The 17295-nt window shown below is 60.8% G+C and carries 15 protein-coding genes; 6 read left to right on the forward strand and 9 right to left on the reverse strand.

The genetic code is table 11. The annotated features are described in order from the left end of the window. Positions 1-153: 153 nt before the first annotated feature. The gene (locus V0R37_RS09130; RefSeq protein WP_420374236.1) at positions 154-588 is read left to right on the forward strand and encodes a CopD family copper resistance protein; all 435 of its coding nucleotides are present in this window, start codon (positions 154-156) and stop codon (positions 586-588) included. A 30-nt stretch (positions 589-618) separates the two neighbouring features. Here V0R37_RS09130 and V0R37_RS09135 read toward each other — a convergent pair whose 3' ends face one another. After that, positions 619-1071, reverse strand: coding sequence for an Lrp/AsnC family transcriptional regulator (locus V0R37_RS09135; RefSeq protein ID WP_420374237.1), 453 nt, complete (start codon positions 1069-1071; stop codon positions 619-621). Between the two features lie 112 nt (positions 1072-1183). On the opposite strand from V0R37_RS09135, the gene V0R37_RS09140 reads away from it, so the two are divergent. The 5 genes from V0R37_RS09140 (at position 1184) to V0R37_RS09160 (ending at position 10641) form a co-directional block, all read left to right on the forward strand. Next, positions 1184-4672, forward strand: coding sequence for an indolepyruvate ferredoxin oxidoreductase family protein (locus tag V0R37_RS09140; protein ID WP_420374238.1), 3489 nt, complete (start codon positions 1184-1186; stop codon positions 4670-4672). Positions 4673-4960: 288 nt separating this feature from the next. Then, positions 4961-7882 carry a ribonucleoside-diphosphate reductase subunit alpha gene (locus V0R37_RS09145; RefSeq protein WP_420374239.1) on the forward strand — a complete coding sequence of 974 codons (2922 nt, stop codon included), beginning with the start codon at positions 4961-4963 and terminating at the stop codon, positions 7880-7882. A gap of 19 nt (positions 7883-7901) precedes the next feature. Continuing rightward, positions 7902-9062, forward strand: a complete 1161-nt coding sequence (locus V0R37_RS09150; protein ID WP_420374240.1) for a ribonucleotide-diphosphate reductase subunit beta — start codon at positions 7902-7904, stop codon at positions 9060-9062. A gap of 157 nt (positions 9063-9219) precedes the next feature. Then, positions 9220-9888, forward strand: a complete 669-nt coding sequence (locus V0R37_RS09155) for a histone H1-like DNA-binding protein (protein ID WP_420374241.1) — start codon at positions 9220-9222, stop codon at positions 9886-9888. A gap of 189 nt (positions 9889-10077) precedes the next feature. Further along, positions 10078-10641: a YggT family protein gene (locus V0R37_RS09160; RefSeq protein ID WP_420374242.1), complete on the forward strand. Its 564-nt coding sequence runs from the start codon at positions 10078-10080 to the stop codon at positions 10639-10641. 133 nt (positions 10642-10774) lie between these two features. Here V0R37_RS09160 and V0R37_RS09165 read toward each other — a convergent pair whose 3' ends face one another. The 8 genes from V0R37_RS09165 to V0R37_RS09200 all read right to left on the reverse strand — a co-directional run bounded on the left by V0R37_RS09165 (position 10775) and on the right by V0R37_RS09200 (position 17284). Continuing rightward, positions 10775-11275, reverse strand: a complete 501-nt coding sequence (locus V0R37_RS09165) for an outer membrane lipoprotein (RefSeq protein WP_420374243.1) — start codon at positions 11273-11275, stop codon at positions 10775-10777. Between the two features lie 36 nt (positions 11276-11311). Continuing rightward, entirely contained in the window at positions 11312-12253 is a 942-nt protein-coding gene (locus V0R37_RS09170) for a carbohydrate kinase family protein (RefSeq protein WP_420374244.1), read from the reverse strand. A gap of 8 nt (positions 12254-12261) precedes the next feature. Continuing rightward, positions 12262-13350, reverse strand: a complete 1089-nt coding sequence (locus V0R37_RS09175; protein WP_420374245.1) for a DUF3426 domain-containing protein — start codon at positions 13348-13350, stop codon at positions 12262-12264. A 23-nt stretch (positions 13351-13373) separates the two neighbouring features. Continuing rightward, entirely contained in the window at positions 13374-14297 is a 924-nt protein-coding gene (gene prmA, locus V0R37_RS09180) for a 50S ribosomal protein L11 methyltransferase (RefSeq protein WP_420374246.1), read from the reverse strand. 62 nt (positions 14298-14359) lie between these two features. Beyond that, positions 14360-15706 carry an acetyl-CoA carboxylase biotin carboxylase subunit gene (gene accC / locus V0R37_RS09185; RefSeq protein ID WP_420374247.1) on the reverse strand — a complete coding sequence of 449 codons (1347 nt, stop codon included), beginning with the start codon at positions 15704-15706 and terminating at the stop codon, positions 14360-14362. A 3-nt stretch (positions 15707-15709) separates the two neighbouring features. Further along, positions 15710-16150 carry an acetyl-CoA carboxylase biotin carboxyl carrier protein gene (gene accB / locus V0R37_RS09190; protein ID WP_420374248.1) on the reverse strand — a complete coding sequence of 147 codons (441 nt, stop codon included), beginning with the start codon at positions 16148-16150 and terminating at the stop codon, positions 15710-15712. Between the two features lie 83 nt (positions 16151-16233). Continuing rightward, complete coding sequence (gene aroQ, locus V0R37_RS09195) at positions 16234-16668, reverse strand: type II 3-dehydroquinate dehydratase (protein ID WP_420374249.1); 435 nt, start codon at positions 16666-16668, stop codon at positions 16234-16236. Positions 16669-16774: 106 nt separating this feature from the next. Then, on the reverse strand, positions 16775-17284 hold the full coding sequence (locus V0R37_RS09200) for a TlpA family protein disulfide reductase (RefSeq protein WP_420374250.1): 510 nt from the start codon (positions 17282-17284) through the stop codon (positions 16775-16777). Positions 17285-17295 lie beyond the last annotated feature (11 nt).

Below are 17295 nucleotides of genomic sequence, written 5' to 3' on the forward strand. Positions count from 1 at the left end.
TCGACGGCCGCCGCAAGACCGGCGGCCTACAATCCTATCGTCCGGAAGTCGCCGCCTTCTTTGCAAGCCGACCTTCCGCCAAAAATAATTCTACCCGAACCGCCGCGCGTGCCAACCGCCGGCGGCGCTTGTGGCCGTGGAGCGCCTTCCATCATGAATTACGTCGTTCTGATCACGCTGCATTTGTTCGCAGCCTTCATCTTCGTGGGCACCGTATTTTTTGAGGTGCTGATGCTTGAAGGGGTGCGCAAGCATGTCCCGCGCGAGGCCATGCGCCAGGTGGAGGGCGCCATAGGCCGCCGCGCGCGCCGCATCATGCCCTGGACACTGCTGGTGCTGTACGGAGCGGGCATCGGCATGGCTTGGCACTACAAGGCCGTGCTGGCCCATCCGCTGGACAGCGCCTTTGCCACGCTGCTGACGATAAAAATAGTTCTGGCGCTAAGCGTGCTGGGCCATTTCATAACCGCCATGGTCCTGGGCGGCAAAGGCCTGCTCAAGACCCGCTATGTGCAGCGCATACACATCAGCGTCTTCACACACATGGTAGGCATCATCCTGCTGGCCAAGACCATGCTCTACCTCTAGATACGCGCCCGTCGCGCCGGCCCCGCCTTCTTACAGAGGCAGCTTGGCATCGTGCTTTATCTCGCGCAATGCCACGATGGTCCGGGTCTGGCGCACGCCCGGAAGGTTGAACAAAAAACGGTGCAGGAAGCTGTCGTAGGCTTCGGGGCTGGGCACCACGATCTTCAGCAGAAAGTCGGCGTCGCCTGTCACGGCATAGCACTCCAGGACCTCGGGGGCATCCCGCACCGATCGTTCGAAGTTCTCGACAATGTCCGCCGAATGCCGCTCCAGGCTGATCTGCGTGAACATGCAGCCTTGAAGACCGACCTTATTGCGATCGACCTTGGCGTAATAGCCCTGGATGACCTGTGCGGCTTCCAGCGCCTTGACCCGGCGCCACACCGGGGCGGCGGACAAGCCGACATGCTCGGATAACTGCTGGGCCGACGAGCGCCCCTCTTTTTGCAGCTGTTTCAGAATTTTGATATCAGTCTTGTCCATATGTCCAGATTTTTGAAATGTTCATTTCAATTTATAGGGATTTTACGCTATGAAATAGCAATAAAAACAGCGGACGGCATCTCTATCATGGGTGGGAACAATGGAGTTTTCTATGTCTTCGCCCTCTCTCGATACCCAATACCGCCTGGACGAAAACCTGACCGCGACGTCGGGGCGCATTTTCCTGACCGGCACCCAGGCGCTGGTCCGTCTGCTGCTGTCCCAACGCCGCGCCGATCGAGCCCGGGGCCTGCATACCGCCGGCTTCGTCACCGGCTATCGAGGCTCTCCGCTGGCCGGCGTCGACATGGCGATGTGGCGGGCCCGGAAACAACTGGACGAGCACCAGGTCAACTTCCTGCCGTCCATCAATGAAGACCTTGGCGCCACCATCGTCATGGGCACGCAACAGGCGGGCATCCGCGGCGACAGGACCGTCGATGGCGTATTCGCCATGTGGTACGGCAAAGGCCCGGGCGTGGACCGCGCGGGCGACGCGCTGCACCACGGCAATGCGGCCGGCGCCTCGAAAGACGGCGGCGTACTGCTGATTGTTGGCGATGACCACACCGCCGCCTCTTCGTCCATTCCGCACGCCAGCGAAACCTCTCTGCTGGCCTGGGGCATACCCATAGTGCACCCGGCCTCGGTCGAAGAATACGAACTGTTCGGCTTGTGGGGCTGGGCGCTGTCGCGCTATAGCGGCGCCTGGGTCGCCTTCAAGGCCGTGACCGAAACCGTTGAAAGCGGCCGCTCGTTCACGCTGCAGCCCATCCCCGACTTCACCGTGCCCGACGGCGATCCCCACAAAGGCGCCCTGGAATACAGCGCCAAGGAGTTCCTTACACCCGGCATCGAGAACCGCATTGCCTCCCGCCTGGAAGCGGTCAAGGCCTTCTCGCGGCTTCATTCGCTGGATCGCCTGGTGTACCCGGCTCCCAACGCCCGCTTGGGCATCGTCACCACGGGCAAGGCCTTCCTGGATACGCAAGACGCCTTGCGGCAGTTGGCCGATGCGCAGCCCGGACAGGCCTTGCCGGAACTGCGCCACTATAAGATAGGCCTTAGCTGGCCGATCGATGAACCCGGCTTCATGAGATTCGCGCGGGGACTGGACGAGATCCTGGTCATCGAGGAAAAGGCGCCGGTCATTGAAAGCCAGATCAAGGATCTGCTCTTCAACCAGGCGGTCCGCCCCCGCGTGGCCGGCAAGCGCGATCTGGAAAACGAGGCGCTGGTACCCAGGGAAGGGCAACTTAGCCCCGCCCTCGTCGCCGGCGCGCTGCGGCGCTGGTTGGCTCAGGCAGCCGGCATGGCCTTGCCCGAGATGGGCTGCGCCCTGGACGCCGACAGCGCCGCAGCGACCACCGCATTGACGCGGCGCCCTTATTTCTGTTCGGGCTGTCCGCACAATACCTCGACCAAGGTGCCCGAAGGCAGTCAGGCATTGGCGGGGGTTGGCTGCCACTACATGGCGACCTGGATGGACCGCGAAACCAGCGGCCTGACGCAAATGGGCGGGGAAGGCGCCGACTGGATAGGCCTGTCGCGCTATACGCGCATGCCGCATGTCTTCCAGAACATGGGCGAAGGCACATATTTCCATTCGGGCTATCTGGCCATCCGCCAGGCCGTCGCGGCAAACGCCAACATCACCTACAAGATCCTGTTCAACGACGCGGTGGCCATGACGGGCGGCCAGCCGGTGGATGGTTCGCTGTCTGTTCCGCAAATCTGCCAGCAGATGCTGGGCGAGGGAGTAAAACGCGTAATTATCACCACCGACGAGCCGGAAAAATACCGGGACGTGCGCTTGACCGATGGCGTGACGGTGCACGACCGGCACGAACTGGACGCCCTGCAACGCGAACTGCGCGCCATACCGGGCGTCACCGTCCTGATCCATGACCAGGTCTGCGCCGCCGAAAAACGCAGGCGCCGAAAGAAGAAGGCCTTTCCCGACCCGGCGCGACGCCTGTTCATCAACACCGCCGTGTGCGAAGGCTGCGGCGACTGCAGCACGCAATCAAATTGCCTGTCGCTGACTCCGGTGGAAACGCCGTTCGGCCGCAAGCGCGCCATCGATCAGTCCAGTTGCAACAAGGACTATTCCTGCGTCGACGGCTTCTGTCCCAGTTTCGTCTCGGTGCTGGGAGGGGCGCCGCGCAGGGCCATGAACGCGGCGCCGGCCGACCGCCAGCGGCTGCGTGATCTGATCGCACAGCTGCCCGCACCCGTTTTTGCGGAACGAAAGGGCGACTGCAATATATTAGTGGCCGGCATAGGCGGCACCGGAGTCATCACCGTGGGCGCCATCCTGTCGATGGCCGCCCATCTGGAAGGACGCGCGGCTTCCGTGCTGGACATTACCGGTCTGGCGCAAAAGGGCGGCGCGGTCATCAGCCATATACGCCTGTCCGACAGCGCGGAACCCACCGGCGCCGTGCGGATAGACCCGCGGCAAGCCGACGTGGCCATCCTGTGCGACACAGTTGCCGCGGCAAAACCGGAAACCCTGCAGGCTCTGCGCCATGGCCACACCCGGACCGTCATCAATACCTATCTGGCGCCCACGGCGGAATTCACGCGGGACCCTCAGGTCGACCTGGATCCACGCCCGCTGATCGATACCCTGCGCGCCGCCGCCGGCGAACCGAACACCCGCGAACTGGATGCCCAGACGCTGGCCGCCCGTTATTTCGGCGACAGCATTCTTGCCAATATGTTGATGCTGGGCTTTGCCTGGCAAGGGGGCGGCATCCCGCTTGGCGAAGAAGCCATTCTTCATGCTCTCAGCCTGAACGGGGTGGCCGTGCAGGCCAACCAGGAAGCCTTCCGCCTGGGCCGGCTTGCCGCCAGCCATCCGCAGGCGCTGCAGTCCGTCCGGGCCGATGAAAAAGCGGTGGTCATCCACATGCCGGAATCGCTGGACGCAATCGTGGAGCGCTGCCGAGCCTCCCTGGTCGCCTATCAGGACGATCGCTATGCACGGCAATACACCGACCTGGTGGACCAGGTGCTGGCCGTGGAGCGCGCCCTGCACCCGGATGCCCGGCCGCGCCTGGCTCCCCGGGTGGCCCGTTCCCTGTACAAGCTCATGGCGTACAAGGATGAATACGAAGTGGCTCGCCTGTACACCAATGGCGACTTCCGCAAGGAACTGGCCGAGAAATTCGAGGGCGACTACACCCTGCAATTCCATCTTGCCCCCCCGCTGCTGGCAAGACGCGATCCCCGCACGGGCATTCCGCGCAAGATGACCTTCGGCCCCGGGATGGAAAAAGCATTCCGCCTGCTGGCCCGCTGTAAGAAACTGCGGGGCACCTGGCTGGATGTGTTTTCATACAGCGGCGAGCGAAAAATGGAGCGGCGGCTTATCGTGGAATACCGGCAAGCCGTCCTGTCCATGCTGGAGCAACTGAACGAGGGCAATTTCGTCAAGGCGCTGGAACTGGCGGAGCTGCCGCAAATGATCCGGGGCTTCGGCCATGTCAAGCAAGCCAATGCCCAAGCCTACGGAGAACAACTAAGGCGGTTACAGGCAGCCCTGGGCCAGCCTGTCATGAACGTTAACAATATTTTTTTCCGGGCGCGCGCATAAGCGGTAAATGGGCGCTACGCCAAGCCTGCCGGGGCCTCGCATGACGAGGCCCCGTTTTTTGAGCGAAACAAGCATAAAAAATTAAAAATACAAGCCCTTGCCTACCTGCTATTCGCTCACTACAATTAGTGTTCCATAAAAACAAGACCACAACATATTGTGGTTTAATCGCTCAAAAACGATTTCCGCAACATACTGCGCCCCGCCGCGCGGCGTGCAGTCCACCCAAACAAAGAACGCTGTTCAACGTGCATCAACCGCTACGTTTTTCTTGTCCCAGGAGCCTTCATGCAAACCACACAAATCGCTGATTCCAGGCCTGACGCCGCCCCTCGCGGCGCACCTGTTTCCGCCAAGCCCGATAGCGGCAGCCAATGGGAAAACTTTCACATCATCCGGCGCAATGGCGCGGTCGTCGGCTTCGAACCCAGCAAGATCGCCATTGCCATGACCAAGGCCTTTCTGGCCGTCAATGGCGGGCAAGGCGCCGCATCCGCGCGTGTCCGCGAACTGGTCGAGAATCTTACCGCTCAGGCCGTCAATGCCCTGGTGCGCAACCGTCCCAGCGGCGGCACCTTCCATATAGAAGAGATCCAGGACCAGGTCGAGCTGGCGCTCATGCGTTCCGGCGAACATGACGTCGCACGGGCCTATGTGCTGTATCGCGAAAAACGCTCGCAAGAGCGCGCCCGCAGCGTGCCGGCGCAGCCCGCCGCCGAGCAAAGCACCCTTAGCGTAACCGACAACGGCATCAAGCGCCCCCTGGACCTGGCCAAGCTGCGCTCCACCATTGCCGAGGCCGGACAGAACCTGCCGCACGAGATCGACGCGGACGCCATCCTCAAGGAAACGGTCAAGAACATCTACGATGGCATCCCCGTCGACGAGGTCTTCAAGTCCGCCATCCTGTCGGCCCGCGCCATGGTCGAAACCGACCCCTCGTACAGCCAGGTCACTGCCCGCCTTCTGCTGCATACCATCCGCAAGGAAGTCCTGGGCGAGGAAGTATCGCAAACCGAGATGCGCACCCGCTACGGCGAATACTTCCCCACTTTCATCAAAACCGGCATCGAAGGCGGCCTGCTCGACGAAAAACTGGCCCAATTCGACCTGCCCAAGCTCAGCGCCGCGCTGAAGGCCGACCGCGACCAGCAATTCAATTACCTGGGCCTGCAAACGCTGTACGACCGTTACTTCCTGCACTTGCGCGGCCGCCGCATCGAGCTTCCGCAAGTCTTCTTCATGCGCGTGGCCATGGGCCTGGCGCTTAACGAGATCGACCGCGAGGCGCGCGCCATCGAATTTTACGAAGTGCTTTCGTCCTTCGACTTCATGAGCTCCACGCCCACCCTGTTCAATTCGGGCACCCTGCACTCGCAGTTGTCCTCGTGCTATCTCACGACCGTATCCGACGACCTGGCCGGCATCTACGACGCCATCAAGGAAAACGCACTGCTGGCCAAGTACGCCGGCGGGCTGGGCAACGACTGGACGCCCGTGCGCGCCCTGCGCAGCCACATCAAGGGCACCAATGGCGAAAGCCAGGGTGTCGTCCCCTTCCTTAAAGTGGTCAACGATACGGCCGTCGCGGTCAACCAGGGCGGCAAGCGCAAGGGCGCGGTATGCGCCTACCTGGAAACCTGGCACCTGGACATCGAAGAGTTCCTGGAACTGCGCAAGAACACCGGCGACGAGCGCCGCCGCACGCACGACATGAACACGGCCAACTGGATCCCCGACCTGTTCATGAAGCGCGTCATGGAAAACGGCGAATGGACCCTGTTCTCTCCGTCCGACGCACCCGACCTTCACGACAAGTACGGCCGCGAGTTCGAAGCCGCCTACCTGGGCTATGAAGACAAGGTGGCTCGCGGCGAAATGCCTCTGTACAAGAAGATTCCCGCCACGTCGCTGTGGCGCAAGATGCTGTCCATGCTGTTCGAAACCGGCCATCCCTGGATCACCTTCAAGGATCCCTGCAACATCCGTTCGCCGCAGCAGCATGTGGGCGTCGTGCACAGCTCCAATCTATGCACCGAGATCACTCTCAATACCAACGAGTCTGAAATCGCCGTCTGCAACCTGGGTTCGGTCAACCTGGCGGCCCACCTGAAGCAGGACGCCAACGGCCAGTACGTGCTCGATCACGAAAAACTCGAGCGCACCATCACCATAGCGATGCGCATGCTCGATAACGTCATCGACATCAACTATTACGCCGTGCCCAAGGCGCGCAACTCCAACGTGCGCCACCGCCCGGTCGGCATGGGCGTCATGGGGTTCCAGGACTGCCTGCACATGATGCGTGTGCCCTTCGCCTCCGATGCCGCCGTCGAATTCTCCGATCGGTCCATGGAAGCCACCTGCTATTACGCCTACTGGGCGTCCAGCAAGCTGGCTGCCGAGCGCGGCCATTACGCCAGCTTCAAGGGCTCGCTGTGGGATCGCGGCATCCTGCCGCAAGACACGCTGGCCATGCTGCGCGAAGAGCGCGGCGGCTACGTCGAGGTCGACGACAGCAGCACGCTGGACTGGGACTCGCTGCGCGCCCACATCGCCGAATACGGCATGCGCAACTCCAATTGCGTGGCGATCGCCCCCACGGCCACCATCTCGAACATCATCGGCGTTTCGCCATGCATCGAGCCCAATTACCGCAACCTGTACGTCAAGTCCAATCTTTCGGGCGAGTTCACCGTGGTCAACGACTGCCTGGTCCACGACCTGAAAGAACGCAATCTGTGGGATGAAGTCATGGTCGCCGACCTGAAATATTTCGACGGCAGCCTGGCGCGCATCGACCGCATTCCCAACGACCTGCGCGAACTCTACGCGACCGCCTTCGAAGTCGACCCCACCTGGGTGGTCGAATGCGCCGCGCGACGCTCGAAGTGGATAGACCAGGCGCAGTCGCTGAACATCTTCATGGCCGGCGTCTCGGGCAAGAAGCTGGACGACATCTACAAGCTGGCATGGGTGCGCGGATTGAAGACCACCTACTACCTGCGCTCCACCGGTGCGACCAATGCCGAGAAATCCACCGGCCGTGGCGGCGAGCTCAATGCCGTATCCATGGGCGAGTCCAGTCCGCTTGCCGCTGCGGCGGCAGCCCCGGCGGTCGCAGCGCTGCCTGAAGCGGAAATAATGGGCGCCGCATGCACCATGCGCCCCGGCGACGAAGGCTTCGAAGAATGCGAAGCCTGCCAATAACCAGACACAGGAAATCATTATGTTGAATTGGGAAGACACCCCGGCTACGCCCACCAGCGCCCCCGCCGCCGATGCCGGCGCCCCGCGCGCCGCCACGCAGGGCGTGGCCGACAACGCCATCGCGGCGCCCGCCATATCCGCCTCTATGGCGGCCGATGCCGGCGGACGCGTGCGCGCCGCCGACAAGCGCATCATCAACGGCAAGACGGACGTCAACCAGCTGGTTCCGTTCAAGTACAAATGGGCCTGGGAAAAATACCTGGCCACTTGCTCCAACCACTGGATGCCGCAAGAAATCAATATGTCGCGCGACATCGCATTGTGGAAGAACCCCAACGGCCTGACCGAAGACGAGCGCCGCATCGTCAAGCGCAATCTGGGTTTCTTCGTGACGGCCGATTCGCTTGCCGCCAACAACATCGTACTGGGCACATACCGGCATATCACCGCGCCGGAATGCCGGCAGTTCCTGTTGCGCCAGGCATTCGAAGAAGCCATACACACCCACGCGTATCAGTACATCGTCGAAAGCCTCGATCTGGATGAAGCCGAGATCTTCAATGCATACAACGAAGTTCCATCCATCCGCGCAAAAGACGAATTCCTGATTCCCTTCATCGATGCAATTGCCGATCCAAACTTCAAAACCGGCACGCCGCAAGCCGACCAGACGCTGCTTAAATCGCTCATCGTTTTCGCTTGCTTGATGGAAGGTTTGTTCTTTTATGTTGGTTTTACGCAAATACTTGCGTTGGGCCGCCAAAATAAAATGACAGGCGCCGCCGAGCAGTACATGTACATCTTGCGCGACGAATCCATGCACTGCAATTTCGGCATCGACTTGATCAACACGATCAAACTCGAGAACCCGCATTTATGGACGGCCGAGTTCCGCGAAGAGATGCGCGAATTGTTCCGACAGGCTGTAGACCTTGAATATGCTTACGCTGAGGACACAATGCCACGCGGCGTGCTCGGTCTGAATGCCTCGATGTTCAAATCGTATTTGCGTTTTATCGCCAATCGCCGCTGCCAACAAATCGGGCTTGAAGCGCTTTTCGCGCAAGAAGAAAATCCATTTCCATGGATGGCCGAGATGATCGACTTGAAGAAAGAACGCAACTTTTTTGAGACACGAGTCATCGAATATCAGACCGGCGGAGCATTAAGCTGGGAATAATGCTTGGAAGTCAGAGTGAGCTTACGTTAGACTCTAGGCGTGCAAAGTACTAAGTGCTTTGCACGCTTGCGCCATTTGAGATGGGTCGCACCCTTTTAGTGGGGGCCATATCAAATGGGTGGACGTTCTCTTCGACTCGATCTCAAGGAGCATTACTATGGCAACAGCCAAGAAGGCCGCAAAAAAAACGGCTACCAAAAAAGCTGCACCCGCCAAGAAGGCAACACCCGCTAAAAAAGTCGCTGTAAAAAAACCCGTAGTCGCTAAAAAAGCCGCGGTCGCCAAAAAGGCCGTCGCTAAAAAAACCGTAGCAAAGAAAGCAGTCGCCAAGAAAGCGGCGCCCGCCAAAAAAGCAGCAAGCAAAACTGCCGCCAAGAAAACGGTAGCCAAAAAAGCAGTCGCCAAGAAAGCCGTAGCTAAAAAAGCCGTGGCTAAAAAAGCGCCAGCAAAGAAGGTCGCCGCCAAGAAAACGGTAGCCAAAAAGGCCGTTGCAAAGAAGGCCGTAGCTAAAAAAGCGGTAGCTAAAAAGGCCGTCGCAAAGAAGGCACCCGCCAAGAAGGCCGTGGCCAAGAAGGCAGTCGCCAAGAAAGCCGTAGCCAAAAAGGCAGTCGCAAAGAAAGCGCCCGCCAAGAAAGCGGCAAGCAAGGCACCCGCCAAAAAGGCGCCAGCCAAGAAAGCAGCCCCGGCTGCTAAAAAGGCGGCTCCTAAAAAGGCCAGCGTAAAGAAGGCAGCTCAGGCCACCAAGGCGGCAACGCCGGCGCCGGCAGCCAAGAAAACCATCAATCCGGCCGCATCGTGGCCCTTCCCTACCGGCGGCCGTCCTTAAGGCCGTCCTTGCCGCCCGTCTTTCCGGCGGATACGGCATAGGGATGTAATGCGTTTTCAGTACCGCAGCACCTAACTGCCCGACATGTTCGGGCAGTTTTCATGCCGGCCGCTCTTTCACGGCCGGCATCTTCCGCCCGCAAGCCCAGCATGCGACAATGGCGCTTCTGAAATCACACGTAGCCCAGCCATGTTCAGCGAAGCCCTGCATTTCATCATCAATATCGCCTTTTCCCTGTTCGGTATTGCACTGATCATCCGCGCATGGATCTACGCCATACGCCTGCACCCCTTCAATCCCTATTCCCAGGCCGTGCTGCGCGTCACCGATTGGCTGGTCCAACCCATCCGCAAAGTGGTGTCGCCAGGCAACCGCATCGACTGGCCCAGCCTGATCGCCTGCTGGCTGACCGCCCTGGTATTCCTGCTTTTGACATGGTGGGTGCTTACCGGGCAGCTGCCCTTGGTCGACAGCCTGCCGCCGGCTTTGCTTGCGGCGGTGTTCACCGTGCTCAAGTGGGCATTCAACGTCATTCTATGGCTCACGCTTATACAGGCGATTCTGTCGTGGGTGAATCCGCTGGCCCCCATAATGCCGGTGCTGCATACCCTGACCGCCCCGCTGCTTGATCCCATACGGCGCATTCTTCCCAATCTTGGCGGGTTCGATCTTTCACCGCTGGTGTTGCTGATCATCGCCCAGGTCGCCATGATGTTCCTGCAACATTTCGCATTCAGGTTATTCGGGGTTTGATACGTTGGCGCGGCCGTGCCGCGACACGGCGCAGGCGGGGCGAGAATAATAGCCTTGACAGGCGCCCATAAGAAAAGGGGCCAATTCCTACGGATCGGCCCCTTTTTTTCTGCGTCATGACGCAGGCCGGGCTTTACATGGGAACGACGCGGGTAGGGCCATTGCCGCTGATAAGGCGTACGCGCTGCCCCGCCGAGATGGCGACATCGGCCGCCTGGGCGATGACCCGGGTTTCCCCATTATCGAGGCGAACGGTAATTTCCAGGCCCTTGGTCTTGCCGACCTGGTTCTCGACCGCATTGCCGGCCACTGCGCCGAGTATGCCCCCGCCTATGGTAGCCAGCACGTTGCCCCTGCCCCCGCCTATGGCGCTGCCCGCCACGCCGCCCAGCGCGCCGCCCGCAAGAACGCCCGCTCCGCTGCTGCGATCTTTCTGGATGGTGACGTTGCGCACGGATTCCACCGTGCCCGTGCGGACGACTTGTTCGCGCTGTGCCTGGCCGTAGCTGTACACCGACGATGAGGCGCTATCGTTGGCGCAGCCGGACAACACGGCCAGCGAGCCAAGCAGAGCGACGGCGGCCAGGGTTCGAGCCGAACGGTTGCCTGCGAACTGCGTATGAACTGTACTCATGGGATACTCCTTTAAAACAGATGCCGGATTTTCGGTTCAGCCCAGCAGGTTCACGCCATAGCGCTGGTTCAAGGCGGCGCCGATCTCGGCACGGGTCGGGCGATGATTCTGGGGACCCCGTGAACCGATTTTAAAGCCACCCATCACGTTCGCCAAGCGACATGCATCGACCAGGCTCCAATTTTGGGTAAGCCCGTATAGCAAACCGGCGCGATGCGCGTCGCCGCAACCCGTAGGATCGACCACGTATTGCGCCTTGACCGGCTCGATGTGGATTTCGTTGCCGTCGGCATACAGCGTTGCGCCTTCCGCACCGCGCGTCACGACGACCGCCTGCATGGACTGGGCGATTTCCCGCATGCTTCGCCCTGTGCGCTGCTCGACCACGCTGGCCTCGTAATCGTTGGCCGTAAGTATCCGGGCCAGCTTCAGCATTTCGTTGATGTCGTCGCCGGAGAACAGCGGCATGGCCTGGCCCAGGTCGAAAATAAAGGGTATGCCTTGCGCGTGCATTCGGCGGGCATGCGCGAACATGCCGTCCTTGGCGTCCGGCGCCACAATGCCCCATGCCGCCGCACGGCCGCTCAGGTCGTTGTCGGCCGAGCGCATCATGGCGCCCGGATGAAAAGAGGCGATCTGATTGTTGTCCAGGTCAGTGGTAATGAAGCACTGCGGGGTAAACATGTCGGCAAGCACGCGTATCATGCTGGTGTCTATGCCCAACTGCTGCATATAGACGATATAGTCCGCCGCGTCGGCGCCCACCGTGCCGACCGGCACCGGATTGCCGCCCAGCAGGCGCAGGTTATAAGCGATATTGCCCGCGCAGCCGCCATACTCCTTGCGCATCGTCGGCACGAAGAAAGACACGCTGAGCGATTGGATATTGTCGGCCAGGATATGATCCTTGAAGTGCCCCTCGAACACGGCGATGGTGTCGAACGCCACCGACCCGCAAATCAAAACCTTGTCAGACATTGCAATCCTTATTGAAAAAACTTGTCTAATTTATATCCGTTGATCTTCAGGCCATCAAGCGCGATGGGGACACTTATGGAGGCTTCGCTGCCCGCTGGAAACGGCTGATTTTTCGCCTCCGGCGCCAGATAGCTCTCGGGCGGAAGATTCTTGCGAACGATCAAGGTGCCTGAAAAATCCGTCAGGTCCAGCACCAGGGTCGGCCACTCTTGAGGCTTGTCGTAAGTATTGCGCAGCGTCAGTTGCAAGACCATGGAATCCGAGCCCGCCACGCCCGCGGGGTTCGCGGCGCCTTCGGCCATTGCCGCGGAGCCCGACCGCAATGAAGAGCTCATGATGGAAATGGCATCGATCCGGCGCGCATACGGAACCTTGCAATGCAAAGGGACACAAGCCCGTTCCAGGATCGGCCGCAGGAAAGCCGCCTGGTTGGCGATCTGCGCGCGATAGATGTAGGTCAGTTGAGCCAGCAAAAGGGCAAGGCCGATAATGACCAGCGCGGCCCAAACGATCCGGACCGGATTGCGGCCGGCCGCAATATCGCCGTCCAGGAACGCAGGGGCAGCCTCGCCTGGACCGGATGCCGGGCGGCGCGGCTCCACATAGACTTGCGGGGCAAGGCCATCGTCGCGCCGCCGTACCTGGGGCAAGCCTGTCTGGGGTTCCTTTGCCGGCCCTGCCTGGGGCTGTCCGATCACCGGTTCGGATTTGGATTTGGGAGCGCTCAAGGGCTCGCCAACACGAAAAACGGGGTCCTGGCGCGTTGCATGAGGACCCGCATCACGGCCCGAAGAAATCGTGAACGGATCGGCGGTACCGCCACGAGGCATTTCGGCATCGGGAGATACGGTATGGCCCGCCGCTTGCTGCGGCGCGGTCCGCCCGGGCGCGTCCGCGGCCGGCGCCGGACGCTGCCGGACAACGCTGGGCGGGATGACCGGCTCTTGGGCTGGCGATGCCGGCGACACCACGGCCTCGAAGCCGTCGAAAATATGAGCGCAATTGACGCAACGAATATAGCCCTTGCGCAACTGCAACTGCTGCAGGCTAGCCGAAAACGTTGTGCCGCATTGCGGGCAGCGCGTGGTCAAATCCATATGCGTAAAATCGTTCCAGACCGCTAGGCGGGGCGTTGACCATGCAGGCAGACCCAGCCTTCACGGGCCCGCCATACATTCATTTCCATCCAGGGAGCATACGCCTGGGCGACTTCTTGCGCCTGGCGCTCCAGCACGCCGGACAACACCAGATGCCCGTGCGGCGCCACCCGATTGGCCAGCATGGGTGCAAGCACCTTCAGGGGATTGGACAATATATTAGCCACTACCAGCCGGAATTGCCCATCGGGAAGATCATCGGGCAGCATCGCTTCCAACTCTACCCGATTGACCTGGGCATTGTAGCGGGTGGACTGCACGGCCTGCTCGTCTATATCGACAGCCAGCGTCCGGCCAGCGCCCAGCATCCGCGCGGCTATCGCCAAAATGCCCGATCCGCAACCGTAGTCCAGCACCGTTTCCCCGCCCCGCACATTGCCGGCCAGCCACTCCAGGCACAAATGCGTCGTGGGATGGCTGCCGGTGCCGAATGCCAGGCCCGGGTCCAGTTCTATATGGACCAGCCCGCCCGCCGCCTGATCCTGGACGGCGGGAACGTCGGGATTGCCGCGGTGCCAGCTTGGCACGATCCATATCCGGTCGCCCACCTGTATGGGCTGAAACTGCGCCTGTGTCAGGCGCACCCAATCGGCATCGGGAACGTCCCGCAACGTCCAATCGCCGCCGCGATAATCGGCGGCGCCGGAGTCCTGCACCTGTTCGAGTATCAGTTCCGGATCCAGGCCGTCGGGCAGCAGCGCCACCACGCGGTTGTTTCGCCATGCCTGCACATCGGGCTCAAGCCCAGGCTCGCCGAAAAGGGGCTGTTCGGCATCGGTGTCGCCGTCGGCGTCCTCAACCGATACCGACAGTACGCCCGCCTCGATCAAGGCATCCGACAGCGCTTCGGCCTGTGCTTCGGGGCAGATAAGCACGAGTTCGCGCATAGTTTATTCCATCAGTAAAACAGGGGCCTTGCCCCTGTTCGCCAAGCAGGCGGCCCCGCGGGCTAAGGCCGTTGCGACAGCTTGTGTTCCAGGTAATGAATGCTGGTGCCGCCTTCGACAAAGCGCGCATCCTGCATCAGCTCGCGATGCAACGGAATATTGGTCAGCACGCCTTCGACGATCATTTCCGACAGGGCGATTTCCATGCGCGCTATGGCCTGCTGGCGTGTGTCGCCGTAGGTGATGAGCTTGGCGATCATGGAATCGTAGTTGGGCGGCACGGTATAGCCGGCAAACACATGCGAGTCCATGCGTACGCCGGGACCGCCGGGTGTGTGCCAGTTGGTGATGCGGCCCGGGCTGGGCGTGAACTTGAACGGGTCTTCGGCATTGATCCGGCATTCGATCGAATGGCCCTTGAACTGCACGTCGCGCTGGCGCAATGTGAACTTCTCGCCGGCGGCGATCAGGATCTGCTGCTGCACCAGATCTATGCCGGTAATCATCTCGGTAATGGTGTGCTCGACCTGAATACGGGTATTCATTTCGATGAAGAAAAACTCGCCGTTTTCGTACAGGAACTCGAACGTGCCCGCGCCGCGATAATTGATCTTGCGGCAGGCTTCGGCGCAACGCTCGCCGATGCGTTCGATCAGGCGCCGGGCAATACCGGGCGCGGGAGCCTCTTCGATGACCTTCTGATGGCGCCGCTGCATGGAGCAATCGCGTTCGCCCAGCCAGATGGCATTGCGCCCGCCGTCGGCCAGAACCTGGATTTCGATATGGCGAGGATTCTCGAGGAATTTCTCCATATAGACTTCCGGGTTGTTGAACGCCGCACCCGCTTCGTTGCGCGTCATGGCAACCGCATTCAATAACGCCGCTTCGGTATACACGACGCGCATGCCGCGACCACCGCCGCCGCCGGCCGCCTTGATGATGACGGGATAGCCGACCTCGCGCGCAATACGAATGATTTCCTGAGGGTCTTCAGGCAGCGCGCCTTCGGAGCCGGGCACCACGGGTACGCCGGCCTCGATCATGGCCCGCTTGGCGCACACCTTGTCACCCATGATGCGGATCGACTCGGGACGGGGCCCGATAAAGACGAAGCCGCTCTTTTCGACGCGCTCGGCGAAGTCCGCGTTTTCGGCCAGGAAGCCGTATCCGGGATGTATGGCTTCGGAATCGGTGACTTCGGCGGCCGAGATGATCGCCGGCATGTTCAGGTAGCTGTCGCGCGCCGGCGCCGGCCCGATGCACACGGATTCGTCGGACAGGCGGACATATTTGGCGTCGCGGTCGGCTTCCGAATGCACCACCACGGTTTTGATGCCCAGCTCGCGGCAGGCGCGCTGAATGCGCAATGCGATCTCGCCCCGGTTGGCAATAAGGATTTTTTCGAACATGAATTAGCCGATGATAAACAAGGGTTGACCGTATTCGACGGGCTCGCCGTTTTCGACAAGGATTTCCTTGATGACGCCGGATTTATCGGCCTCGATCTCGTTAAGCAGCTTCATGGCTTCGATAATGCAAAGCGGCTCGCCCTCCTTGACCGACTGGCCGACTTCCACGAAGGGCGAGGCACCAGGATTGGGCGACCGATAGAAAGTGCCCACCATGGGCGCCTTGACCGCATGGCCCGCGGGCGCGGCCGGAGCTGCCGGAGCGGCGGCCGCCGGGGCGGGAGCTTCGGCGACAGGCGCCGGTGCGGCGGCGTAGGCCACGGGTTGCACGGTTTGCGAGAATTTGACGATTCTGACCTTGCCCTCGCCTTCGGTGATTTCGAGTTCGGCGATGCCCGATTCAGCAACGAGGTCGATCAAGGTTTTCAGTTTTCTTAGGTCCATACCAACTTCCCGTGCATTACCCCACTGCCATTGCACAGGGTGAACGCAAATGATTAAAGGTTAAAAAGAGACGTGTCCCGCTCTTAACTGGCTAAAGCATAACGCAGGGCGGCTTCATAGCCGAAGGGCCCAAGCCCCGCCACCACTGCCTGCGCCTTGTCGGCCAGGTAGGAATGATGGCGGAAGCTTTCCCGCTTATGCACATTTGATAAATGCACTTCAACAAAAGGAATTTCGACGGCTGACAGCGCATCGCGCAGCGCTACGCTGGTATGCGTGTACGCTGCCGCATTGATGATGATGAAATCGGTCTGGTCCTGGCGCGCCGCCTGTATGCGATCGACGAGCTCGCCTTCGTGGTTGCTTTGGAATGCAACGCAGTGCGCCCCGCATTCCGCCGCCACTTGCGCCAGACGCTGATTGATGTCCGCCAAGGTATGCCGCCCGTAGACTTCGGGCTCGCGGATGCCAAGCAGATTCAGGTTGGGGCCGTGCAAGACTAGGATGTGCTGCGCCATTGCGAATGTTTTGTGAAGACAGACCGCCTTTTTACGCTAAAAAGCGGTATTTGTCCATTAAATAGCCAGCGACGGGCGCGCTCGAGATCCCGACCCCACGGGGTTCTCAGCTCATGCCGACGATGATCTGCTCGAGTTCCTGGGGCTTCACTTGGCCCAGTATCTGGCGGGAAATGCGTCCATCTTTATCGAATACGACCGTAAAGGGCAGGCCGCCGTTCTTGTTGCCCAGGTCTCGCATCAGCTTGATGCCCCCGTGGCCGGCAATCAGCAGGGGATAGGATACCTGGACCTTTTGGCCGAATTTGCGGACATTGGCCGCCGTATCCACCGCCAGGCCCACAAACCGCACATGCCTATGCTTCTGGTGCAAGGCTTCCAGATCGGGCATTTCCTTGACGCACGGCGGGCACCAGGTCGCCCAGAAGTTCAGGACCAGCGGCTTGCCCAGGTATTGATCCAGGCCGATCCGCCGGTCGTCCAGGCCGGGGAACGCATTTGCATAGAAGGGGTCCGGCGGCAAGGCGGCGGCTCGCGCCGTCCAGATCGGCCCGGACAGGCCCGCGCAACCGGCAAACGCCAGCGAGGCCTGGCGTAAAAAGTCTCGCCGTTTCATAGGAACAATCC

This window comes from Pollutimonas rozaliensis, assembly GCF_048751585.1.
Classification (GTDB): domain Bacteria; phylum Pseudomonadota; class Gammaproteobacteria; order Burkholderiales; family Burkholderiaceae_B.